The sequence below is a fragment of the Massilia sp. BHUDP2 genome, from assembly GCF_046236355.1.
Taxonomy (GTDB): Bacteria; Pseudomonadota; Gammaproteobacteria; order Burkholderiales; family Burkholderiaceae_D; genus Telluria; species Telluria varians.
In genome coordinates this window covers 1,994,291-2,012,359 of record NZ_JBJUVW010000001.1, presented here as the reverse complement: position 1 = coordinate 2,012,359, position 18,069 = coordinate 1,994,291, and the positions used below count along the sequence as shown (strand labels likewise).

Sequence of the window (18,069 nt, the reverse complement as noted above, 5' to 3'; positions counted from 1 at the left end):
AGTCGACCGCGAGCCAGCGCGAATGCCGTTCGAAACACACAATCTTCACAGCAGGTCGAAACGGCTGCTCCTGGCCGATAGCGAGCAGTCATATGCCTCCGTGTACAAGCATGTCACCGTTAGAGCCAGCAACAGCGTTTGTCCTGGCGTCCTACAAGCCGAATCAGAAGAAGTGCCGCCAGTCCTCGAGCCAGCCGGGGAAGGCCCCCGCTTCCATCGGATTGGCAATGTGGTAGCCCTGGGCATAGGTGCAGCCGAGGTTCTGCAAGAAGTCCCAGTCCTGGCGCGTTTCCACGCCGACCGCGACCGACATGCGGTCCAGGCTGTGCGCGAGGCCGAGACAGGAGCGCAGCACGGTGCCCAGCGGACGGCGCTTGGAGGCGCCGTCGACGAAACTGCGGTCGATCTTCAGTTCGGTGAACGGGATGCGTGCCAGCAGCTGCAGGTTCGAGCGGCCGGTGCCGTAGTCGTCGATCGCCAGGCCGAAGCCCATCATCCGCAGGCGCACCAGGCGCTCGATGAATTCCGGGTCGGTATTCAGCACCGAGGATTCGGGCATCTCGAAGGTCAGGTATTCGGGCAGGATACGGTGGCGCTGCACGCAAGCGGTGACCTGCCGCACGAATGCCGGGTGCGCCAGGGTCTCGGGCGCCAGGTTCAGGCTGATCGGCACCGGAATACCCTGGTCCTGGAACCAGCGGCAACGCTCGCTGGAGAGCTCGATCATGCTCCAGTCGAGGAAATCGACCCGGTTGTTCTGCTCCAGCGCATCGATGAAGGATCCCGGACCCAGCACGCCGTGCTCGGGATGGCGCCAGCGCGCGAAGGCTTCCAGGCCCTTCACCTGCCCGGTGGCGAGCTCGATCTTGGGCTGGAAGAAGGGCTCGAACTGGCGTTTCTGCAGGCCGATGCCGATCTCCTGGAAGGAAAAGCTCGGGCCCTTGGGCGCTGCATTGCTGCGCGCCAGCGGGGTGTAGTTGTCGAGCAGGGGCTTGAGCTTGGCGGAGGTGATCGGCTTGGCCGTGGTGCCCAGCAGGTCGACGCCATAAGCCTGGGCCAGGGTCTCGACCGAGAACAGCAGCCCGGCCGGCTGGGCGCCGGTGACGATCAGGCGCAGGCCTTCTGCGGCCGCGCCCAGCGCACCAAGATGGCGGATCAGTTCCAGGCCATCCATGCCGGGCAGCGCCAGGTCGACGATCGCGACGTCCACTTTCGGCGAGAAGCCGGCTTCCAGCCGTTGCAGGGCCAGGTGCCCATCCGGCACGTCGGTCACGCGGCGCGCGCCGAGTTGGCCGAGCAGCTCGACCAGCGTCCTGCGCTGGGCAGCGTCGGCTTCCGCCACCAGGAAGTGCAAATGCGCGATGTCCATCTCTGCTCCAGTTAATCAGCCGCCAGATTACCCTGAAGGCCGAGCCGCCGTCTACGCCTGCGTTTGCCGCAGCTGCTCGAAAAAGCACACCGCGGCGCAGGCGGCCACGTTCAGCGACTCCACCTTGCCGGCATGGGGGACGGCGACGCGATGGGTCGCCAGCTCGAGCAGCTCCTGCGAGACGCCCTGCCCTTCGTGGCCCAGGATCCAGGCGACCGGGCGGCGCAGGTCGAGCGCATACAGGCGTTCGGCGGCGTAGCCGCTGGTGGCCAGCACCGGAACGCTGGCCGCCCGCACCAGCGGCGCGAGCTCGATGTTCTCGAAGATGTCGAGCACGAAGTGGGCGCCCATCGCGGCGCGCAGCACCTTGGGCGACCAGCAGAAGGCGGTGCCCGGGCTGCAGTAGACCTGCTTGATGCCGGACGCGGCGGCGCTGCGCAGGATCGAGCCGACGTTGCCCGGGTCCTGCACGCCATCGAGCAGCACGCTCGATTCCACCAGGCCGGGCGCTTTGGAGGGCGTGGGCGAAGCGACCACGAACACGATATGCACGCCGTGCTCGACCTGGCTGATGGCGCCGAACAGCGCATCCGGCAGCGCCGTGACGTGCGCGTGCAGTGCTTCGACGCGGGCGACGATGGCGGCGACCTCGGGATTGCCGAGGGCGCCTTCCGACACCACGCAATGTTCGGGCGCGCCGCGCAGCTCGAGCCAGCTCTGGCACAGGTGGACGCCGTCGAGCAGGCTGCGGCCAGCCTTGCGACGCGCCTGCGAGCTGGTGGCGAGCGCCTTCAGTTCCTTATAAAACGCGTTGTCGCGCGAGCTGACGTGCTTCATGCGCCGAACCTCATGCGGCGGCGAACAGGTCGGGCTGCAGCAGCCCGCGCACCGGCGCGAACGAGCGGCGGTGCACCGGCGACGGGCCGTGCAGGCGCAGGCGTTCCAGGTGCAGCGGCGTCGAATAGCCCTTGTGCTGGTCGAAGCAGTACTGCGGGTATTGCGCGTGCAGCTGCACCAGCGCGGCGTCGCGCGCGGTCTTGGCCAGGATCGAGGCGGCCGAAATCGCATTCACCTTGTCGTCGCCTTCCACCACCGCGTGGGCGCGGATCTCCATCGGCGGGCAGCGGTTGCCGTCGATCAGGGCGATCGTCGGCACGGTTTGCAAGGCTTCCACCGCGCGGCGCATGGCCAGCATGGTGGCGTGCAGGATGTTCAGGGTGTCGATCTCTTCGCAGGAGCACTCGGCGATGGCCCAGGCCAGCGCATGTTCCTTGATCAAGGGGGCCAGTTCGTCGCGCCGCGCCTCGGTTAGCTTCTTGGAGTCGCGCAGGCCCTCAATCGGCCGCTTCGGGTCGAGGATCACGGCGGCCGCGAACACGGGCCCGGCCAGCGGACCGCGGCCGGCCTCGTCCACGCCGCACACGATATCGGCGTCGGTAAACGGCCGCAGCCGGGGCGGCAGGCCTGGGTAGAGGTTGATTCGCTTCTTGCTCACTGTATGCTCACTTCTTACGTCCAATCACGCGGAGCACTGCGTCCGCGCTCGCCTCGGCGCTGTTGCGCAGCAGGCTGTGGTGCATGTCGGTGAAACGGCGCGCCAGCGCCTCGCTCCCGGCCGGGTCGTCCAGCTGGCGCCAGATCGCGTCCGCCAGTGCCTGCGGCGTGGCCGCATGCTGAAGATACTCCGGAACGACGAATTCGCGCGCCAGGATGTTCGGCAGGCCGATCCAGGGCTGGTAGCCCATGTGGCGCATGATCTGCCACGAGGCGCCCATCACCTTGTAGGCGATCACCATCGGCTTCTTGAACAGCGCCACTTCCAGCGTCGCCGTTCCCGAAGCGACCAGCACCGCGTCGGCGGCGGCGATGGCGGCATGCGACTGGCCGTCGACCAGGCGCACCGGCACGTCGCTCAGGCCGGCCTTGTCCAGGATCTCGGTGTAATAGGCGCGCTGGCGCTCGCCCGCCATCGGCGCGATGAACACCAGGCCCGGGTCGCGCTGGGCCAACAGCTTCGCCGCCGCCACGAAAGGTTCGGCCAGGTACTTCAGCTCGCCCATGCGACTGCCCGGCATGATCGTCACCACGCGCGCGCCCTTGTCGATACCGAGCGCCTCGCGCGCGGCCGCCACGTCGGGTTTCATCGGAATCATCTCGGCCAGCGGATGCCCGATATAGGTCACCGGCACGCCGGCGGCGCGGTAGATCGCTTCCTCGAACGGGAAGATCACCAGCATGTGCGAGACGGCGCGCTTGATCTTCTTGATGCGTCCGCCGCGCCAGGCCCAGATCTGGGGGCTGACGAAGTGGACCGTCGGGATGCCTTCCGCGCGCAGCTGCTCCTCCAGGCCCAGGTTGAAGCCCGGGTAGTCGGCGCCGATGAAGGCGGCCGGACGCTCGCGCAGCAGGCGGTCGCGCAGCGCGTTCTGGATGCCCTTGATCTCGCGGTAGCGCGGGATGATCTCGAACAGGCCGCGCACCGTGAGCGTCTCGATCGGGACGTCGCTGAGCATGCCCTGCTCGATCATGCGTGGGCCGCCGATGCCGTGGAAACGCACGTTCGGCAGCTGCGGACGCAGGCCCGCCATGAGGCGCGCGGCGAGCATGTCGCCGGACACCTCGCCGGCGACCATCGCTAGCGAGACCTCAGCGGACGATGCCACGGGTGGCGCTGTCGAGGAATTCGCGCATGGCGCGGATATCGGCCGCGGCGGCGGCCTGTTCGGACTCGAGCGCCAGCAGTGCGGTCTTGGCTTCCTCGAGGGTCAGGTTCGAGCGGTATACCAGCTTGTGGGCGCTGCGGATGCCGTCGATCTGCTCGCGGCTGAAACCGCGGCGCTTCAGGCCTTCGATGTTGACGCCGCGCTGGCCGGCCGGGTTGCCCGAGACCAGCACGAAGGGCGGCACGTCCTGGGTCAGGCTGGTGTACATGCCAACAAAAGCATGGGCGCCGATCTTGCAGAACTGGTGCACGCCGGCATAGCCGGACAGGATGGCGTGGTCGCCCACGTGGACGTGACCGGCCAGCTGGGCATTGTTCGAGAAGATCGTGTGGCTGCCCACCTGGCAGTCGTGCGCCAGGTGCACGTAGGCCGAGATCCAGTTGTCGTCGCCCAGGCGGGTGACGCCGACGTCCTGGGCGGTGCCCAGGTTCATGGTGACGAATTCGCGAATGGTATTGCCGTCGCCGATTTCCAGGCGGGTCGGCTCGCCCTTCCACTTCTTGTCCTGCGGCGCGGCGCCGATCGAACAGAACTGGAAGAATTTGTTGTCCTTGCCGATCGTCGTGTTGCCTTCGATGACCACGTGCGGGCCCACCACGGTCCCGGCGCCGATGCGCACGTCGGGGCCGATGATCGAATACGGGCCGACCTCGACCGAGCTGTCCAGCTCGGCCTTGGGGTCGACGATCGCTGTCGGATGAATCTTGCTCAAGGACTGAGTCACTGCGGCCCCGCTCCTTCGTTGGCGCGGATGGTGCACATCAGTTCACCCTCGACCGCGACCTTGCCGTCGACGCTGGCGACGGCCTTGTACTTCCAGATACCGCGCGACACGCGCAGGATCTCGACTTCCATCTTGAGCTGGTCGCCCGGCTCGACCGGACGCTTGAAGCGCGCATTGTCGATCCCGACGAAATACACCACCGAATTCTCGTCCGGCTTGACGTTCATGGTCATGAAGGACAGGATCGCGGCGGTCTGCGCCATCGCTTCGATCATCAGGACGCCCGGCATCACCGGCTTGTGCGGGAAGTGGCCGTTGAAGAATTCTTCATTGACGGTGACGTTCTTGATGGCGGTGATGCGCTTGCCCAGTTCGACGTCCAGCACGCGGTCGACCAGCAGCAGCGGATAGCGGTGCGGCAGGTATTCCTTGATCGCGTTGATGTCGAGGGTCTTGATTTCAGCGGTGGTCTGGACTTCGGTGGTCATTTTTGTTCTGTCAGTGTTTTGATGGTTTTTTCAAGCGTACGGATCTTCTCGCGCATCGAGGCCAGGTTGCGCACGATGGCGGCGCTGCGCTCCCATTCGGCGTTCTTGGCCAGTGGGTAGAAGCCGGTGTACTGGCCCGGCTCGAGCACCGAGCGCGACACCATGCTGCCCGAGGAAATATGGACGTTGTCGGCAATCTCAAGGTGGCCCAGCACCATGGCCGCGCCGCCGAAGGTGCAGCCCTTGCCGATTTTCGCGCTGCCGGCCACGCCGACGCAGCCGGCCATGGCGGTATTGGCGCCGATGTGGCAATTGTGGCCGATCTGGATCTGGTTATCCAGTTTGACGCCGTCTTCGATGACGGTGTCGGCCAGGGCGCCGCGGTCGATGCAGGTGTTGGCGCCGATGTCGACGTCGTCGCCGATCACCACGCGGCCGGTCTGCGGGATCTTGATGTACTTGCCGCCCTCGACCGCGAAGCCGAAGCCGTCGCCGCCGATCACGGCGCCGGAATGGATCACGCCGCGCGCGCCGATCACGCAGCGCGCGTGGAAGGTGGCGTTCGCGAACAGGTGGGTGCCCTCGCCAATGCGCGCGTCAGAACCGATGAAGCAGCCGGCGTCGATCACAACGTGGGCGCCGATCACGGCGCCGGCTTCGATGGTCACGTGCGGGCCGACGTGGGCGGTCGGGTCGACCGTCGCATCCGGCGATACCACGGCGCTCGGGTCGATGCCGGGCGCTTTCGGCGTCTCGGACAGCGACACGAAGTACTGCGCGGCGCGGGCGAAATAGGCGTAGGGATTGGTCGTGACGATGCGCGCGCCCTCGTAGGTCGCGGCAACGCTCGGGTCGTCCAGCGGAGAGAGGATCAGTGCGGCGGCCTGGCTTTGCGCCGCCAGGGCGCGCAGCTTGCTGTTGCTGAGGAAGCTGATGTGGGAGGCGCCCGCGCTGTCGAGCGGCGCGATGGCCGAGACGATCAGGTCCGGGTCGCCGACGAGCTGTCCGCCGAAGCGCTCGACCAGGTCTTGGAGTCGAATGCCCATGTTGGAATGTCGGGTGTCAGTCAAAATGTGCTGCGTCTTTACTTGTGCTGCCGCCGGAGCGGATTACTTGTCCAGCAGCTTCAGGATCTTGTCGGTGATATCGATGCGCGGGCTCGACCAGGCAGCTTCGGCCAGCACGGCGTCCAGGCGCTCCTGCTCGGCGACCTGCTCGATGATCTTGTAGGCACGCGTTGCGATGGCGGCGCGCTCTTCGTTCTTGCGCTGCATGAGGTCTTCCTGGAACTCGCGCTGCATGCGCTGCACGTCCTTTTCCATGTTCAGCAGCTCGCGCGCGCGGCGGGTGCGTTCCACGTCGTTCAGGCCGGCCGCCTCGCCGTCGAATTTCTCCGACATTTGCTTGAGCTTGGTGACCGTTTCCTCGACCACCTTCTGGCGTTTCGAGAACTCGGCCTGGATGCGGGCATCGGCCGTCTTCGCCATCTTCGATTCGCTCATCAGGCGCTCGGTGGCGACGAATCCGATCCGGCCGGTGCTCTGGGCCTGGGCCAGCGGCGCTGCGCACAGCGCGGCCAGCAGCAGTGTCCGGAGCAGAGGCCGGGGCAACGTGGCTTTCAGCATTTTCAACATCTTTCTCCGTATAACGGTGGGGCCTGACTGAACGGCCCCATTCCGGCCGGTCAGAAGCCGGTACCCATCTGGAACTGGAAGCGTTCGAGTCGGTCGCCCGGCAAGGCGTTCAAAGGCTTAGCATAACTCAACTTCAGTGGACCGACCGGGGAAATCCACGACAGGCCGATACCCGCCGAGAAACGCATCCGGTTCAGGCGGATCTTCTCTTCCTCCTGGTAGACCTGGCCGCCATCCACGAAGGTGAACCAGCGCAGGCTGCGGTCGGTGCCGCCGCCCGGGAACGGGAACTGCAATTCGGCGTTGGCGATCAGGCGCTTGGAGCCGCCCACCGCGTCGTAGTAGTTCGGGTCGACCACGCCCAGCGAGGAGCTCTCGTAGCCGCGCACCGAACCGATGCCGCCGGCGTAGAAGTTCTTGAACACCGGATAGTTGCTGCCGCCGATGCCCTTGCCGTAGTCGAATTCGCCGCGCAGCGCCAGGGTCATCCAGCGCGTCAGCGGACGCCACCACTGGTGTTCGTACACCAGGCGGTAGTACTTGGCATCGCCCAGCGCATCGATTTCGAGGTTGGCGCGCTGGTAGCGGCCGCGGGTCGGCGTCACCGCGCTGTCGCGGGTGTCGCGGCCCCATGCGGCGGTCAGCGGGATGGCATTGGTCTGGGCCTTGCCGATACCGTCGGCCGGGCCGCCGTTGTCCGCGACGAAGGTCTTGTACAGGGTCGGCGAGGTGATGTCGGTCTCGATCTGGGTGCGCTCCAGGCCGGCGCCGAAGAACACGGTGTCGTTTTCCGAGAACGGCACGCCGAAGGTCATGGTGCCGCCGGTCTGGCGCACCGTGTACAGGCCGAGGTTGAGCGCCGGCGGGCGCATCGTGCGCAGGTAGAGCTGGAACGAGCGCGAGATGCCGTCGTCGGTGAAGTACGGATTGGTCTGCGAGAACGCGATCGTCCGGTTGTACTTGCTGGTATTCAGTTCCAGGCCGATGGTGTTGCCGCTGCCGGCGAAGTTGGCCTGCGAGATCGAGGCGGTGAAGGTGAACTTCTCCGACTGCGAGAACGCGCCGCCGATCATGAAGTTACCGGTCGGCTTCTCTTCGACCACCAGGTTCACGTCCACCTGGTCGGTGGTGCCCGGCGACTCCGGGGTTTCGACCTTCACGTCCTTGAAGTAGCCGAGGCGGTCGACGCGGTCGCGCGAGAGCTTGACGCGGTTGGCGTCGTACCAGGAGCTTTCGAACTGGCGGAACTCGCGGCGGATGACTTCGTCGCGGGTCACGGTATTGCCCGAGATGTTCATGTGGCGCACGTAGGCGCGCTTGCCCGGATCGATGAAGAAGGTGAACTTGGCTTCGCGCTTCTCGCGGTCGATCTCCGGGTTGGCGGTGACGTTGGCGAAGGCGTAGCCGAAGGAGCCGAGGCGGTCCGAGATCAGCTTGTTGGTCGCTTCCATCAGCTCGCCCGAGTAGGTCTTGCCCGGCTGGAGCAGGATCAGCTTGCTCAGTTCTTCTTCGCGGCCGAACATCTCGCCTTCCAGCTTCACGCCGGAGACGGTGTACTTCTCGCCTTCGGTGACATTGATGGTCAGGTAGATGTCGCGCTTGTCCGGGGTGATCGAGACCTGGGTCGATTCGACGTTCGCTTCCAGGTAGCCATTGTTCAGGTACAGGGACTTGATCGCCTCGAGGTCGCCGGTCAGCTTCTGCTTGGAGTACTGGTCGGCCTTCGAGTACCAGGTGAACCAGCCCGACTTGGACAGCTGCAGCACTTCGCGCAGCTGCTTGTCGCTGAAGGCCTTGTTGCCGACAAAGTTGATCTGGCGGATCTTCGCCACGTCGCCCTCGTCGACGTTGAACATGATCGTCACGCGGTTGCGCTCGATCGGGGTGACTGTGGTGGTGATCTTCACGCCGTACAGGCCGTGCGACAGGTACTGGCGCTTGAGTTCCTGCTCGGCGCGGTCCACGGCCGCCTTGTCGAAGATCTTGGTCTCGCCGACGCCGATCTCGCCCAGCGCCTTGACCAGCATGTCCTTCTCGAATTCCTTGGTGCCGGTGAAGTCCACCGACGAAATGGCGGGACGTTCCTCGACCAGCACCACCAGCACGCCGTTTTCCTCTTCCAGGCGGACGTCCTTGAAGAAGCCGGTCGCGAACAGCGCCTTGATGGCGGTGGTCGCGCGGGCATCGTCCATGGTTTCACCCACGCGCACCGGCAGGTAGCTGAACACGGTGCCTGCTTCCGTACGCTGGATGCCTTCGACCCGGATGTCCTTGACCACGAACGGGTTGGCGGCAAGGGCATTGCCGGCGCACAGAGCCAGCACGGCTGCGCCAATCATGCTGCGACGGATGAACGGCAGGGCGAAACGATCAGGTTGTGAATTCATTGGCTGGATTTCTGGTCAGTCATTGGACAACATACATATTCTTTTGCCGGTGCGCGGTCCCTGCTTGGGCACCGCTAGAGCAACCGCACCAGGTCATTGAAGACGGCGAGCGCCATCAGCATGAACAGCAGGCCGACCCCGAAGCGCTGCGCATATTCTCCAACGCGCGCAGGGAGGGGACGCCCGGTCAAAACTTCCAGCGAATAATACAGTAAATGGCCACCATCCAGAACCGGAATTGGTAACAAATTCATTACGCCTAAGCTAATACTAATAAATGCGATGAACTGCAAATAGGTGGCCAGGCCGATGCGTGCCGTCTGTCCCGCGTAATCGGCGATGGTGATCGGGCCGGTGACGTTCTTCCACGAGGCTTCGCCGGTGATCATCCTGCCGATCATCTTGATCGTCATGACGCTGGTCTCCCAGGTCCGCTCAGCGCCCTTGGCAATTGCCTCGAAGGGACCCGAGCTCACGGTCACCATCTCGACCGGCTGCGACAGCATTACCTTGGCGACACCGCGCCCGCTGGCCGCGTCCTTCTCGGGCGTGACCGCGACGCCCAGGACGCGCCCTGCCCGCTCGACGTCGAGCTGCACGGTGCGGCCGGCCGCTGCACGCATGGTCTCGGTGAAGGCAAGGCCGTCCTCGACCGCCTTGCCGTCGGCGCGCAGCACCAGGTCGCCAGCCTGCAGGCCGGCGCGTTCCCCTGCCCCACCCGGCAGCACCTTCTCGATGCGGGCGCGCGCGCGCCACAGGTCCAGGCCCAGCGCTTGCGTCACGTCGCCTTCGACATCGAGCTGCGCGATGCGCTGCGCAGGGATGGTGGCGTTGTAGCTGCCGCCGCCCTGGGCGCGCAGCTCGAGGCGCGCATCAAGCTTGTCCACGGTGGCGTGGATGATCTGCCAGCGCAGCTCGGCCCAGGACTGGACCGGGTTGCCGTTCACCGCCACCACGGTGTCGCCGCCGCGCACGCCGGCCAGCTGCGCCGCTGTGCCCTGGGGCGCGGCGCGCAGGCGCGCCGAGGGTTCCTCGACGCCGTGCATGAAGAGCACCGCCATCAAGCCGATCGCCACCAGGAAGTTGGCGAGCGGGCCGGCCGCCACGATGGCGATGCGGCGCCATACGCTTTGGCGGGTGAACTCGCGGTGCAGTTCGGATTCGTCCTTCGGCGCCGTTTCCGGATCGCGGCTATCGAGCATCTTGACGTAGCCACCCAGGGGCAAGGCCGAGATCGCCCACTCGGTCTGGTCCGGCCCGAAGCGGCGCGACCACACCACGCGGCCCATGCCGATCGAGAAGCGCAGCACCTTCACGCCGCAGGCACGGGCCACCAGGTAGTGCCCGAGTTCGTGCAGGACGATCAGCGGTCCGAGGGCCAGGGCAAAAGCCAGGATGGTATAGAGCAGGCTCATGGTTTCAAGCCCGCAGGCGAGCGATCACGTCCTGCGCCGCGGCGCGGGCGCGCGCATCCTGGGCCAGCACCGCCTCGATCGAGGGCGCGGGACCATGCGGCACGGCGTCCATCACCTGGGCGATGACGCGGTCGATGTCGCGGAAACCGATCTCGCGCTCGAGGAAGGATTGCACCGCCACTTCGTTGGCGGCATTGAGCAGGGCCGGCGCAGTGCCGCCCGCGCGCAGCGCGTCGAACGCCAGCGCCAGGCAAGGGAAGCGCTCGAAGTCGGGCTGGTGGAACTGCAGCGCGGCCATCGCGGTCAGGTCGAGCTGGGGCACGCCGGAAGCGATCCGCTCAGGGAAGGCCAGGGCGTGGGCGATCGGGGTGCGCATGTCGGGGTTGCCCAGCTGGGCCAGCACCGAGCCGTCGGTGTAGGAGACCATCGAGTGGATCACGCTCTGCGGATGGATCACCACTTCGATCAGGTCGGCCGGCGCACCGAACAGCCAGTGGGCCTCGATCACTTCCAGGCCCTTGTTCATCATGGTGGCCGAGTCGACCGAGATCTTGCGGCCCATGACCCAGTTCGGGTGCTTGCAGGCTTCGTCGGGCGTCACCGCCTCCAGGGTCTCGACGGCGCGCTGCAGGAAGGGGCCGCCGGACGCGGTGAGCAGGATCTTGGCCACGCCGGCCGCCTGCGGGTCGCGGGCGTACGTAGCGGGCAGCGACTGGAAGATCGCATTGTGCTCGCTGTCGATCGGCAGCAGGGTCGCACGGTGCTCGCGCACCGCGTCCATGAACAGCTGGCCGGACATGACCAGGGCTTCCTTGTTGGCCAGCAGGACCTTCTTGCCGGCGCGCGCGGCCGCCAGGGTCGGCGCCAGGCCGGCGGCGCCGACGATGGCCGCCATCACGGTGTCGGTGTCCGGGCTGGAGGCGATCTCGCACAAGGCCTGCTCGCCATGGTCGACCTGGATGTCCAGGCCCGCCAGGAGCTGCGACAGGCGCTCCGCCCCTTCCGCCGTGCCGACCACGGCGCGCGCCGGCTTGACGCGGCGGCAGGCGTCGGCCAGTTCTTCCACGCGCCCGTGCGCGCTCAGCGCGTACACGCGGTAGCGGTCGGGGTGGCGGGCGAGAACGTCGAGGGTCGAGGCGCCGATCGAGCCGGTGGCGCCCAGGATGGTAATGCGCTGCATTGCGGGATTCCTTTATTGCTGGCAGCTTGCTGCTAGAGCCGGGAGCCGATCAGGGCTGCCAGGGGCAGGACCGGGACAAGCGCGTCCACGCGGTCCAGCACTCCGCCGTGGCCAGGCAGCAAGTTGCTGCTGTCCTTCATGCCGGCGCGGCGCTTGAGCTGGGATTCGAACAGGTCGCCGACCACGCTGGCCGCGACGATGAGGATGAGCACTACGTACAGTGCGGCCCAGCCGAGGCTGGCCTGCACCTGCGCGGCAAAGGTGCCGGCCATCGCGTCGCCGCCCAGCGCGATGCTGAGGGTGGCCAGGACCAGCACGGCGATGCAGCCGCCGATGGCGCCTTCCCAGGACTTGCCCGGCGAGATCGAGGGCGCCAGCTTGCGCTTGCCGAAGGCCTTGCCCGAGAAGTAGGCGAAGATGTCGGCGGCCCAGACGATGGCCATCACCGACAGCAGGTAGAGCGGCGACAGGCGGTACATCTCGACGATGGCCGCGAAGCAGCCGACCACGGCGACGGCGTAGACCAGGCTGAGGAAGGTGTTGGCGCTGCTGTTCAGCGGCGGCAGGCCGAGCTTCAGGGACGGCGCGAAGCGCAGCGCCCACACCAGCACGCTGATCGCGAACCAGAAGGTCGGGTTCGGGCTCGGCGCGATGAAGAAGGCGTAGACGAAGGCCGCGGTCCAGAAGGCGGCGATCAGCGGCGCCTTGGCGGTCTCCGGGTTGAACAGGCGGAAGCACTCCCAGATCGCCGCCCCGAAGAAGATCGAGGCGACCACCGCGAACGCCGTGTAGTTGTTGAAGTACAGGACCGGCAGCAGGACTGCCAGCAGTGCGAGCGCGGTGAGGATCCGGGTTTTCAGCATTGTCGATATGGGCTTCGGGTCTTAAACCTTGGACTTCTTCGCGACCTGGTCACCGGTCTGGCCGAAACGGCGCTCGCGCTGCTGGAAGGAGTCGATCGCTTCGTCCAGCGAGGCTTTGGAAAAGTCCGGCCAGAAGGTCTTGGTGAAATACAGCTCGGAATACGCGAGCTGCCACAACAGGAAGTTCGAGATGCGTTCCTCGCCGCCGGTACGGATGAACAGGTCGGGCTCGGGCGCGTAGGCCATGGCCAGGTGCGGGGCCAGCATCTCTTCGGTGAAGTCAAGCACGCCAGGATTGGCCGCGACCATCTTGCCCGTTGCCTGCATGATATCCCAGCGGCCGCCATAGTTGGCGCACACGCTGACCGTGAGGCGGGTGTTGTTGGCGGTGCGGCGCTCGGCCGCGGTGATCATTTCCTGCAGCTTGGCGTCGAAACGGCTCAGGTCCCCCACAACCTTCAGGCGGATGTTATTGGCATGCATTTTCGCCACTTCGCGCTCGAGCGCGGTGACGAACAGGCGCATCAGGAGCGAGACTTCCTCGGCCGGACGGCGCCAGTTTTCGGACGAAAAGGCGAACAGCGTCAGGTATTCCACGCCGCGCTCGACGCAGTGCTCGACGACACCGCGCACCGCCTCCACGCCCTTGACGTGGCCGGCCACGCGCGGCAGCAGGCGTTTGGTCGCCCAGCGCCCATTGCCATCCATGATGATGGCGATATGGCGCGGCACCTTCGGCGCTTCGGGAATGACAGTGGTCGAACTTTTGAACATCTTTGCTTCCAGCTGGGTCTTAAAGGGAGTCGGACCGGCCGCGACTTAAGCCGGGGCCGGTCCGCCTGGGTGCGGAGCGCGACGCGCTGCGCAAGGCCCAGTATTACACCGTCATGATGTCTTTTTCTTTTTCGGCCAGCAGCTTGTCGATTTCGGCAACGAACTTGTCGGTCAGCTTCTGGATCTCGTCGGCCGAGCGGCGCTCGTCGTCTTCCGACGCGGTCTTGTCCTTGACCATCTTCTTGACGGCTTCGTTGGCGTCGCGGCGGATGTTGCGCACGGCAATCTTGGCGTCCTCGCCTTCCGATTTGGTCAGCTTGACCATTTCCTTGCGGCGCTCTTCGGTCAGCGGCGGGGTCGGCACGCGGATCATGTCGCCCTGCGACGACGGGTTCAGGCCCAGGTCGGAGTCGCGGATCGCCTTTTCGATGGTGCTCGCCATTTTCTTTTCGAACGGCGCCACGCCGATGGTGCGGGCGTCGATCAGGGTCAGGTTGGCCACCTGCGACAGCGGGACCGGCGAACCGTAGTATTCGACCATCACGGAATCGAGGATGCCGGCGTGGGCGCGGCCGGTACGGACCTTGGCCAGGTTGGCCCGCAGGGTCTCGATGGACTTGGTCATGCGCTCCTGCGCGTTCTTCTTGACGTCAGCTAAGGACATGCTGCACTCCTATATTTTAATTTTTGAAACGAAACTCAAACGTGTACCAGTGTACCCTCGTCTTCACCCATGATCACGGCTTTCATTGCGCCGGGCTTGACGATGGAGAAGACCTTGATCGGCAGTTTCTGGTCACGGCACAGGGCGAACGCGGTAGCGTCCATCACCTGCAGGTTCTTGGCGATCGCCTCGTCGAAGGAGATCGAATTGTAGCGGGTGGCGTTCGGGTCCTTCTTCGGGTCGGCGGTATAGACGCCGTCGACCTTGGTTGCCTTCAGGACGATCTCGGCCGAGATCTCGGCGCCGCGCAGGGCGGCGGCAGTGTCGGTGGTGAAGAAGGGATTGCCGGTGCCGGCGGCGAACACCACGACCTTGCCCTCTTCCAGGTACTGCAGGGCCTTCGGGCGCACGTAGGGCTCGACCACCTGCTCGATGCTGATCGCCGACATCACGCGCGCGGTGATGCCCACGTGGCGCATCGAATCGGCCAGGGCCAGGGCGTTCATGACGGTGGCGAGCATGCCCATGTAGTCCGCGGTGGCGCGGTCCATGCCCTGGGCGCCCGGGGCCACGCCGCGGAAGATGTTGCCGCCGCCGATCACGACCGCCACCTGCACGCCCAGCTTCGCCACTTCCGCCACGTCGGCGACCATGCGGTCGATGGTTGCGCGGTTGATGCCGAACTGGTCGTCACCCATCAGCGCTTCGCCAGACAGTTTGAGGAGGACTCGTTGGTAGGCTGGTTTTGTCATGATGAAGCGGCTCCTATGTTGTGTTTCGAATTCGGGTCCGACCGCCGGCTCGTGGCTGGCGATCTCATCTGCTATACAGATGGCTGTTCGGGCTGCCGCTGCGCGCGCCTACCGACGCACGCGGCAGCACCCTACAAAAACGGGCCTTACGGCCCGCTTTGTTGATTACTGCTTGTTGGCAGCCATCTGGGCTGCGACTTCTGCTGCGAAGTCGTCGACCTTCTTCTCGATGCCTTCGCCGACGACGTACATCGTGAATGCCTTCACGCTGGCGTTCGAGGCCTTCAGGTACTGCTCGATCGACTGCTTGTCGTTCTTCACGAATGCCTGGTTCAGCAGCGAGACTTCCTTCAGGTACTTCTGCACCGAACCGTCGATACGCTTGGCGACGATCTCGGCCGACTGCGGCTGCTTGCCTTCGGCGACGGCCTTGTCGGCGTCTTCCTGGGCTTTCAGCTGAGCAACCGAACGCTCTTTCTCGATCAGTTCAGCAGGCACTTGCTCTGCCGACAGGGAAACCGGCTTCATTGCAGCGATGTGCATCGCCACGTCCTTGCCGACCTGGTCGTCGCCTTCGAACTCGACCATGACGCCGATACGGGCGCCGTGCAGGTACGAAGCCAGCTTGGCGGTGGTTTCGAAGCGCTGGAAGCGGCGAACGGTCATATTCTCGCCGATTTTACCGATCAGTGCCGTACGCACGTCATCGAAGGTCTTGCCTTCGTGCGGCAGGGCTGCCAGGGCGGCGACGTCGGCCGGGTTCTGCTCGGCGACCAAGCGGGCTGCCAGGTTGGCCATGGCCAGGAAGTCGTCGTTCTTGGCGACGAAGTCGGTTTCGCTGTTGATTTCAACCAGCGCGCCGATGTTGCCCGAGATGTAAGCGGCGACCACGCCTTCGGCGGTGATACGCGATGCTGCCTTCGATGCCTTGCCGCCCAGTTTGACGCGCAGGATCTCTTCGGCGCGGCCCATGTCGCCTTCGGCTTCGGTCAGTGCCTTCTTGCATTCCATCATCGGCGCGTCGGTCTTCGCGCGCAGTTCACCAACCATCGCTGCGGTAATAGCTGCCATGTTGAATTCTCCCAAATATTTGATGTAGAGGCCCACATGTCCCACGGACATCCGGACGATAATTTATTGCTAAGCGTCGTGCTTAAAAAAAGGGGCGCTCGTGCTATGGCTCGGCGCCCCTTCAATACTCAGGCAGGTCTCACCTGCCCTGCATTATGCCTGCTCGGAAACTTCGACGAAGTCGTCGCCAGCGGCCTTGACCATCTCAACGACTTCGTTGGTGGCGTTGGCGCGGCCTTCCAGGATCGCATCGGCGACGCCGCGTGCGTACAGGGTGATCGCCTTCGACGAGTCGTCGTTACCCGGGATCACGTGGGTGACGCCTTCCGGCGAGTGGTTGGTATCGACCACGCCGATGACCGGGATGCCCAGCTTGCCGGCTTCGGTGATGGCGCCCTTGTGGTAGCCGACGTCGACGACGAAGATCGCGTCCGGCACGCCGCCCAGGTCCTTGATGCCGCCGATCGACTTCTGCAGCTTGACCAGTTCGCGCGAGAACATCAGCGCTTCTTTCTTCGACAGCTTCTCGACTTCGCCCGATTCGATCTGGGCTTCCATGTCCTTCAGGCGCTTGATCGAGGTCTTGATGGTCTTGAAGTTGGTCAGCATGCCGCCCAGCCAGCGCTGGTCGACGTAAGGCACGCCTGCGCGCTGTGCTTCAGCGGCGATGATGTCGCGGGCCTGGCGCTTGGTGCCGACCATCAGGATGGTGCCGCGGTTTGCCGAGATCTGCTTGATGGTCTTCATCGCATCCTGGTACATCGCCATGGTCTTTTCCAGGTTGATGATGTGGATCTTGTTGCGATGACCGAAGATGAACGGTGCCATTTTCGGGTTCCAGAAACGGGTCTGGTGGCCGAAGTGGATACCGGCTTCCAGCATTTCACGCATAGTAACGGACATGTAATTCTCCAGGGTTGGGTCTTGAACGTAGCCAGTCACCTAGCAGGCACCCTTTGGCGGCCACGTTCGCGATTTCATTTAAAAGATGATTTTTACAACATTGCTCGATGCGAATACGAGCAACCCGAGATTCTAGCGGGATTTGGTCCGCTTTTCAAGGTGTGCGTGCGGGATCGACACCGGATCCCCGGCTTCGGCGGGACGACCGGCCCACCTACGGGGACCCGCCATCCCTTATAATGGCGCAATATCACCACATTTTTGCAGGAAAAGAACATGGCCTCCATCCCCAAGACTCCGGAAGAAATCGAAGGCATGCGCGTCGCCTGCCGGCTCGGCTCGGAAGTGCTCGACTACATCACGCCTTTCGTCAAGCCCGGCGTCACTACCGGCGAACTGGACCGCCTGGCCAAGGACTACATGATCAACGTGCAGGGCACCGTCCCGGCCACCCTGAACTACGCGCCGCCGGGCTACCCGCCCTTCCCCGGCTCGATCTGCGCCTCGGTCAACGACGTCATCTGCCACGGCATCCCGGGCGAGCGCGTGCTCAAGAGCGGCGATGCGCTGAACATCGACATCACCCCGATCACCAAGGAAGGTTTCCACGGCGACAACAGCCGCATGTTCCTGGTCGGCGAGCCGTCGATCCTGGCCAAGCGCCTGTCCGAAGTCACCTTCGAATGCATGTGGCTGGGCATCGCCAAGGTCAAGCCGGGCAACCGCCTGGGCGACATCGGCTTCGCGATCCAGCAGCACGCCGAGAAGCACGGCTACAGCGTGGTGCGCGAGTTCTGCGGCCATGGCGTGGGCCGCGTGTTCCACGAAGAGCCGCAGGTGCTGCACTACGGCCGCCCCGGCACCGGCGAAGAGCTGGTGCCCGGCATGATCTTCACCATCGAGCCGATGATCAATGCCGGCCGCCGCGAGATCCGCGAGATGCCGGACGGCTGGACCATCAAGACCAAGGACCGCAGCCTGTCGGCGCAGTGGGAGCACACCGTGCTGGTCACCGAGACCGGCGTCGAGGTGCTGACCATGTCGGCCGGCAGCCCGCCGCCCCCAAGCATCGTGCTGCCGCTGCTGGACCAGGGCGCCGCCGTCGCGGCCTGAGCGAAGGAA

General features: G+C 65.1%; 18 protein-coding genes. 1 reads left to right on the top strand and 17 read right to left on the bottom strand.

The genetic code is table 11. The features are described 5' to 3' along the window. Window positions 1–163: 163 nt before the first annotated feature. The 17 genes from ACK6C6_RS09165 to rpsB form a co-directional block, all read right to left on the bottom strand. A complete protein-coding gene (locus tag ACK6C6_RS09165) occupies window positions 164–1,369 on the bottom strand; it encodes an EAL domain-containing protein (protein WP_409267014.1) in 1,206 nt (401 codons plus the stop codon). Window positions 1,370–1,420: 51 nt separating this feature from the next. Beyond that, window positions 1,421–2,206 (bottom strand): RNA methyltransferase, encoded by a 786-nt coding sequence (locus ACK6C6_RS09160; protein ID WP_209586382.1) that lies wholly within the window; start codon window positions 2,204–2,206, stop codon window positions 1,421–1,423. Window positions 2,207–2,216: 10 nt separating this feature from the next. Continuing rightward, window positions 2,217–2,864, bottom strand: coding sequence for a ribonuclease HII (gene rnhB / locus ACK6C6_RS09155; RefSeq protein WP_209586381.1), 648 nt, complete (start codon window positions 2,862–2,864; stop codon window positions 2,217–2,219). A 7-nt stretch (window positions 2,865–2,871) separates the two neighbouring features. Beyond that, window positions 2,872–4,032 (bottom strand): lipid-A-disaccharide synthase, encoded by a 1,161-nt coding sequence (gene lpxB / locus ACK6C6_RS09150; RefSeq protein WP_409267012.1) that lies wholly within the window; start codon window positions 4,030–4,032, stop codon window positions 2,872–2,874. Further along, window positions 4,016–4,804, bottom strand: coding sequence for an acyl-ACP--UDP-N-acetylglucosamine O-acyltransferase (gene lpxA, locus ACK6C6_RS09145; RefSeq protein ID WP_409267011.1), 789 nt, complete (start codon window positions 4,802–4,804; stop codon window positions 4,016–4,018). Before lpxA ends, lpxB begins: the two co-directional genes overlap by 17 nt. An 8-nt stretch (window positions 4,805–4,812) precedes the next feature. Then, complete coding sequence (gene fabZ / locus ACK6C6_RS09140; protein WP_209586379.1) at window positions 4,813–5,304, bottom strand: 3-hydroxyacyl-ACP dehydratase FabZ; 492 nt, start codon at window positions 5,302–5,304, stop codon at window positions 4,813–4,815. Then, the gene (gene lpxD, locus ACK6C6_RS09135) at window positions 5,301–6,350 is read right to left on the bottom strand and encodes a UDP-3-O-(3-hydroxymyristoyl)glucosamine N-acyltransferase (protein WP_209586378.1); all 1,050 of its coding nucleotides are present in this window, start codon (window positions 6,348–6,350) and stop codon (window positions 5,301–5,303) included. The genes fabZ and lpxD overlap by 4 nt, the downstream gene beginning before the upstream one ends. Before the next feature lie 63 nt (window positions 6,351–6,413). Beyond that, window positions 6,414–6,929 carry an OmpH family outer membrane protein gene (locus ACK6C6_RS09130; RefSeq protein ID WP_292042651.1) on the bottom strand — a complete coding sequence of 172 codons (516 nt, stop codon included), beginning with the start codon at window positions 6,927–6,929 and terminating at the stop codon, window positions 6,414–6,416. A gap of 59 nt (window positions 6,930–6,988) precedes the next feature. Beyond that, entirely contained in the window at window positions 6,989–9,325 is a 2,337-nt protein-coding gene (gene bamA, locus ACK6C6_RS09125; protein WP_409267009.1) for an outer membrane protein assembly factor BamA, read from the bottom strand. A 74-nt stretch (window positions 9,326–9,399) separates the two neighbouring features. Next, entirely contained in the window at window positions 9,400–10,740 is a 1,341-nt protein-coding gene (rseP, locus tag ACK6C6_RS09120; protein ID WP_409267007.1) for an RIP metalloprotease RseP, read from the bottom strand. 4 nt (window positions 10,741–10,744) lie between these two features. Then, window positions 10,745–11,920, bottom strand: coding sequence for a 1-deoxy-D-xylulose-5-phosphate reductoisomerase (gene ispC, locus ACK6C6_RS09115; RefSeq protein ID WP_409267006.1), 1,176 nt, complete (start codon window positions 11,918–11,920; stop codon window positions 10,745–10,747). A gap of 32 nt (window positions 11,921–11,952) precedes the next feature. Further along, window positions 11,953–12,783: a phosphatidate cytidylyltransferase gene (locus tag ACK6C6_RS09110; RefSeq protein WP_285377257.1), complete on the bottom strand. Its 831-nt coding sequence runs from the start codon at window positions 12,781–12,783 to the stop codon at window positions 11,953–11,955. Between the two features lie 21 nt (window positions 12,784–12,804). Next, the gene (gene uppS / locus ACK6C6_RS09105; protein ID WP_285377260.1) at window positions 12,805–13,557 is read right to left on the bottom strand and encodes a polyprenyl diphosphate synthase; all 753 of its coding nucleotides are present in this window, start codon (window positions 13,555–13,557) and stop codon (window positions 12,805–12,807) included. 103 nt (window positions 13,558–13,660) lie between these two features. Beyond that, on the bottom strand, window positions 13,661–14,221 hold the full coding sequence (gene frr / locus ACK6C6_RS09100; RefSeq protein WP_036207006.1) for a ribosome recycling factor: 561 nt from the start codon (window positions 14,219–14,221) through the stop codon (window positions 13,661–13,663). 35 nt (window positions 14,222–14,256) lie between these two features. Then, window positions 14,257–14,973, bottom strand: a complete 717-nt coding sequence (gene pyrH / locus ACK6C6_RS09095; protein ID WP_036207004.1) for a UMP kinase — start codon at window positions 14,971–14,973, stop codon at window positions 14,257–14,259. A gap of 165 nt (window positions 14,974–15,138) precedes the next feature. Further along, a complete protein-coding gene (tsf, locus tag ACK6C6_RS09090; RefSeq protein ID WP_036207088.1) occupies window positions 15,139–16,044 on the bottom strand; it encodes a translation elongation factor Ts in 906 nt (301 codons plus the stop codon). A gap of 153 nt (window positions 16,045–16,197) precedes the next feature. Beyond that, window positions 16,198–16,947 carry a 30S ribosomal protein S2 gene (gene rpsB, locus ACK6C6_RS09085; RefSeq protein ID WP_027865308.1) on the bottom strand — a complete coding sequence of 250 codons (750 nt, stop codon included), beginning with the start codon at window positions 16,945–16,947 and terminating at the stop codon, window positions 16,198–16,200. A gap of 276 nt (window positions 16,948–17,223) precedes the next feature. Between rpsB and map the strand changes: the two genes are divergently transcribed. Next, window positions 17,224–18,060, top strand: a complete 837-nt coding sequence (gene map, locus ACK6C6_RS09080; protein ID WP_209586372.1) for a type I methionyl aminopeptidase — start codon at window positions 17,224–17,226, stop codon at window positions 18,058–18,060. The last annotated feature ends 9 nt before the right edge of the window (window positions 18,061–18,069 follow it).